Annotated in this window: 4 protein-coding genes; 2 read left to right on the top strand and 2 right to left on the bottom strand. The window is 53.3% G+C overall.

All coding sequences use genetic code 11. The features are described 5' to 3' along the window. Positions 1-120 precede the first annotated feature (120 nt). Complete coding sequence (locus tag FEM54_RS24070) at positions 121-1,221, top strand: polyamine ABC transporter substrate-binding protein (RefSeq protein ID WP_138453390.1); 1,101 nt, start codon at positions 121-123, stop codon at positions 1,219-1,221. Positions 1,222-1,355: 134 nt separating this feature from the next. Here the strand turns inward: FEM54_RS24070 and FEM54_RS24075 are convergent, their stop codons facing one another. Further along, positions 1,356-2,285, bottom strand: a complete 930-nt coding sequence (locus FEM54_RS24075) for a fimbrial protein (RefSeq protein WP_171045889.1) — start codon at positions 2,283-2,285, stop codon at positions 1,356-1,358. 1,564 nt (positions 2,286-3,849) lie between these two features. Here FEM54_RS24075 and FEM54_RS24085 point away from each other — a divergent pair. After that, a complete protein-coding gene (locus tag FEM54_RS24085) occupies positions 3,850-4,338 on the top strand; it encodes a DUF4019 domain-containing protein (protein ID WP_138453392.1) in 489 nt (162 codons plus the stop codon). Between the two features lie 38 nt (positions 4,339-4,376). Here the strand turns inward: FEM54_RS24085 and FEM54_RS24090 are convergent, their stop codons facing one another. After that, the gene (locus FEM54_RS24090; protein ID WP_138453393.1) at positions 4,377-4,877 is read right to left on the bottom strand and encodes a hypothetical protein; all 501 of its coding nucleotides are present in this window, start codon (positions 4,875-4,877) and stop codon (positions 4,377-4,379) included. Positions 4,878-5,090 lie beyond the last annotated feature (213 nt).

Raw genomic sequence — 5,090 nt, forward strand, 5'->3', positions numbered from 1 at the left:
CTGCAAGGCGAGACTGTCGAGCATCCCAATGGCCGCCGTGAACTGCTTATTCGCTGACTGCATTTGTACCCTCCATAACAATAATCAGCTGGTGCGCAGGTTCCGGCCCAGGAGTTCGTGATGATCGCTATTCGATGCATGCAATGGGGGCTGGCTGCCGTTATCAGCGGCGCAATGGCATGTGCTCAGGCCGCGGAGCCGAAGGTCAATATCTATAACTGGTATGACTTCATCGCACCCAACACGCTGAAGGATTTCCAGGCGCAGACCGGCATTCAATCGGCCTACGACGTGTTCGACAACAGCGAGGTCATGCAAAGCAAACTCATGGCCGGGCGTAGCGGCTATGACGTGGTAGTCGCTACCGGCGACCTGTTGCCGAACCTGATCAAGGCCGGTGTACTCAAGGAACTGGATCGCTCGCAACTGCCCAACCTGTCCCATCTGGACCCGGACATCCTCGCCAAGGTCAACAACAACGATCCCGGTAATCGCTTTGCGGTGCCGTATTTGTGGGGCACCACCGGCATCGGCTACGACGTGGCCAAAGTCCACGCGCTTCTGGGTAACGACGCACCGGTAGATTCCTGGGACCTGATTTTCAAGGAAGAAAACCTCGCCAGGCTGGGCGAGTGCGGCGTCGCCATGCTCGATGCGCCCGCTGAAATCATCCCGATCGCCTTGCACTATCTGGGGTTGCCCTATAACAGCCAAAACCCGGAAGACTACCTCAAGGCCCAGGCCCTGCTGTTGAAACTGCGCCCACACATCCGCTACTTCGACTCCTCGCGCTTTATCACCGATTTGGCCAACGGCGATATCTGCGCCGTTGTCGGCTGGGCGGGGGGCGTGATGGACGCACGCAAAGCGGCCGATGCAGCCGGCAATGATCGCAGGATTCAGTACAGCATCCCCAAGGAAGGCGCGCCGATCTGGGTGGAAAACCTGGTGCTGCTCAATGATGCGCCGAATCTCCAACAGGGTTTGGCGTTTATCGATTACATGCTTCGCCCGCCGGTGATCGCCGCATCGTCCAACTACCTCAGCTATGCCAACGCCAACAAGGATGCCACTGAGTTGGTGGATACGAAGGTGCGCGATAATCCGGGGGTTTATCCTTCCAAAGCAGTGCTGGATACGCTGTTTGCGCTGGAGCCGCTGCCCTTGAAACTGGAGCGGGTGCGCACGCGGGTCTGGAGTAAGGTCAAGAGTGGGACCTGATGACGATGACTGGAAGCGTTTCTGTCTGGCCAGCCACCTAGAGCCTAGGGAATGCCCTCCGGTGAGCTGCAAATAGTGTCGTGGTCAGGAAGGTGGGTTGGCCGGACGCTTGCGTGTGATAGTCCAGAAAGCAATCAGTCATAAGTAAAGGTAACGGTGACAGCCGCGTTGGCTTTTCCAGGCGTCGCGATCTTACCGGTCCGTATGTATTGCACGGTCATAGGCTGACTGATGGTACCGCTCCTCAAGTTGCCCATTATGGTATTGGCTGAAGGGGCGAAACTGATGGCGTTAGTCCCATTCAACACTTGTAATGCGATACCCGCCGCTCTGGTGGGCTCATCGGCCAGGCTCAGATAGGAAGAAAGGTTCGAAGGGTTGTACACGTCCGACATGGAATAACTCACTTGAAATGCAGGTGCATCCGTGCTGCATTTCAGGCCCAGTACAAATGCACCGCCGGCGATGCTGGACCCGACTGAAGGCATATCGACCATGCTCACTTGCTTAAGCTTAATATTGGCCGGCGTGGTTAAGGTGCAGGAGGTACCCTTGGCCACGAACGTGAATTTATCAGTGCGCATCGTCCATATACCGTTGTAGATCCCGGGGTTAGTATGGGTAATTTTGCCCGTGATGACGTCCAATGTATTGATGGTGCGCAGGCCTGAGGTCATGCTCTTTTTGGGGCTGTAAAACCTTATTTTGACCGTCGAACGCATTGTAAAGTCGAAGTAGCGGCCGGCGCTGCCGCTGAAGCCTATCTCTCGCACGGTTTCGTAGACGTTGGAACTCAATCCGTGCTCCGCCCCACCATCGACAGAAGAAGTCCCAAAGTAAAATACGTCACTTTCGTTCGTCTGGTAGAGGTTGTAGGACGCGCCATCAAACTCGACGGATGCTCCGGCAGGCACGCCTGTAGCACCCATCGTATTCGTATAGGTGCCTGAGGGCATCTTCGTGCAGATGAGCGACATGGTTGCCGAGTGCCAAACGGACGAGATCATCCCTCCGCTGTCAGTGGGCACATCCGAAATCGACGGCACGATTTTATTGCCGCTCACCGCGCAGCCCGCCAGGGCACTGGCTGGTAATGCTAGCAGACCGCAAACTACACAGACAGAGGCCATGACCTCCCGATACCTGCGGGTGCGTCTGCGCCAGAGCCCGCTAAGGGCGAACAACGAAAGAGGCAAATAGCGTATCATCCGATATTGACCATTTGTACCTGTATAGCCAATAGCTCAGCCTTCATATTCAATGGGCGCGCAACAAGGCGTATGTCCTTTTTTAGGGCTGGCTTTTCAGCGCTGAACTGTTCAAAGTTCATATATTGCTCTGTCGTCATACGATTTATCTCAATCCGTGATTTTCGGCTTTTGCATTTTACGTTACACCGAAACCGCAGTCTGCATGCCATGAGGCATCAATCATAGCGAATCAGATTCGTCCTTCTAACGTGTGGAAATAACAGATAAAAAGCGCGAATTATCTGATAGGGTTTTGTGAGGACATACTTACTCCTCGCTGAATATATTCTCACGAGGCAAGACGTTTCAGCCGCTACATAGCGGAAGAACGCTTTTACCGGCCCTCAGATTTTTGCAGGCTTATTAAGTAGTTAACGGCGGGAGGCGATTTCGGAAATTACGATGTATATAGCGAGCCCCCTGACTTTTCGGCGCAGATAGACCTCCCCATTTCCGCCAATTCTGATAGGAGGAAATCGGGATCAAAGAGGAGGGCGGTCATCCCCTTTAAAAGATGCATGAAATTGGCCCCCCTCCGAAGCGTTTAACACGTATTCGACTGCTGACACCCGATGATAGGATTATCAAAATCCTGCTTCCCGCGTGAAGGAGTAGAACCATTGAGCACTTCAGCACCTGAGCGGCGCCAAAATGGAAAGCATGAGAGGTTGCGTAACTTAGGGAACGAGGAGTTTTGGGCCTTCAGTTCCGGTCGCTTCGCACTGAGGGGTTCTGAACGACTGGCCCAGATCAAGAACGGATTTCCAGCCCATCTTTTTCAGGCCATGCGCCGAACCTTTGACCTTCAAGAACGCGCCTTGAGTGTTCTCCTCATACCTCGATGACAACGCTTGAACGACGAGTTCGTGAGCACCGAGCCCTTGATGCCGCCGTGTCCGAGCGCATAGGAAGTGAAAAGTTGGTCTCGAGTTCGAGGAGAAGTAAGAAACCAATCGGCATGAACTTTGGAAGAGAAAAATCGACACGGTGTGAGCTACGACATTTTGGCCCGATGTGCGCTCAAGGCTCCGAAGCAGTTCGTTGGTCCCGTGTAAAACGCGTCAGTTCTCACGATATAGTTTCAAATTCGCGGAGTCACAAGAAAGCAGCGGTGCACGCTGCCAAGAAGAGAAACGGCATTTCTGGCGTGGCGCACGATTTAACATAATATACATTATGCGTAACACGATGTTACTTAATCAGGAGCAGTACGCGTCAGATTTTGAGTCAGCGTCTCCAGGCTTTTCCTCCTCTCACTGATCATCACCACTCAGTTGCCAGGACGCCGCAACCTCATCGTTTTCACCCACCACATGGCAACGCCCTCAGGTTTGATCTTTACTCGTCCCAACGCCACCCGTGCTCAAGGAAGATCTGCATGAAGCTCTATGCCGCCGTATTGCTCGCCGCTGCGTTGCTCGGCGGCTGCGATGTCAGTTTCAACAAGCCATCGCCCAAGGTCGTGGCCACTGATCCCGGAACGCCGCAACAGCAACAACAGGTATTCGACACCGCCGTTGCGTTTCTCATGCTGCTGGATGCCGGCGAACCTGCGAAGACATGGGCAGCCGCCAGCCCGGTTATGCAAGCGAAAACCTCTGAGCTGGCGTGGGTTGCTGGTTTGAAAGCGCTGCGTCTTGGACTGGGTTCGTTGCAGGCGCGCAAACCCGAGACCATTGGCTTTATTGTTGATCTGCCCGATGCGCCTGCAGGACGCTATGCGGTGATTGAGTTTGCCTCGACGTTTGCTACCGCCACCGTCAAAGAGAAAGTCATCTTTCGAGACGACGACACGCGCTGGGGCGTCGTAGGTTACTTCGTGCACAAGAGCGTCACATTTGGCGGTGATAACAAGAAGGCGCCCTAGCCTTATCGCTAATGCTCTTCATCGTGGGTGTTCAGCCTTTATTGCTTGCGCGCAATCTCATCGAGCATACGTTCACTGCCTTTGAGGTAACCCGTGAGCTCGCCATTGTCTCTTTTGAATTTGATGCCGATAACTTCATTGCCAAGTTTTGTCAGGCTGATCGATGCGCCTATGACTTCATGCGGATGTGAGATAACCGCAGCTGACTTGCCTTTTTGGAGGGAGACTTCATTGACGGTCTGCTCGAACAGGTTGCGTTCAGAGTCATACGACCAAGTGGACTTCTGGATAATTTTCTGCACGGTATCCTGGTCGCCAACCATCAGGTAGTCCGTTGCCGTGCCGTCCTGTTTCAGGACCAACAACGCCAAACCTTGGGCATTTCCCTCATTAAGGTTGATGTACCAAACGCCGTACAGATCTGTTTTTTCATAGTGAGCAGCTGTGCTGCTGGGCGATGTGTCGCTGGCCATGACTGCGCCGACAGGCATTGACAGTGCAACCAATAGCAATGCGGCAGCCTTAATATGCTTTCTCATATCAACCTGATGTCCTTTCAGAAATAACCCGGAAACTGTTCTTATACGAGTGGTCGATGATGAACCCCTTGCTCATCAGTTGAACTACCCTCCTCCTTTTAATAACGGTTAAATATAACTCAACTAAATGTCTATTTAGTTGAGTTATATAAGCAGCGTTTCAATAACCGCCCACCGCCGCCATTTCCCCACCCACAATTGCAACCCCCGAAC

Origin of the sequence: Pseudomonas edaphica (assembly GCF_005863185.1) — a bacterium.
GTDB lineage: Bacteria > Pseudomonadota > Gammaproteobacteria > Pseudomonadales > Pseudomonadaceae > Aquipseudomonas > Aquipseudomonas edaphica.

Excerpts from the sequence above, each read along its gene's own strand:
- FEM54_RS24070 (WP_138453390.1), top strand. The coding sequence starts at position 121 with ATGATCGCTATTCGATGCATGCAATGGGGGCTGGCTGCCGTTATCAGC.
- FEM54_RS24090 (WP_138453393.1), bottom strand. The coding sequence starts at position 4,877 with ATGAGAAAGCATATTAAGGCTGCCGCATTGCTATTGGTTGCACTGTCA.
- FEM54_RS24085 (WP_138453392.1), top strand. The coding sequence starts at position 3,850 with ATGAAGCTCTATGCCGCCGTATTGCTCGCCGCTGCGTTGCTCGGCGGC.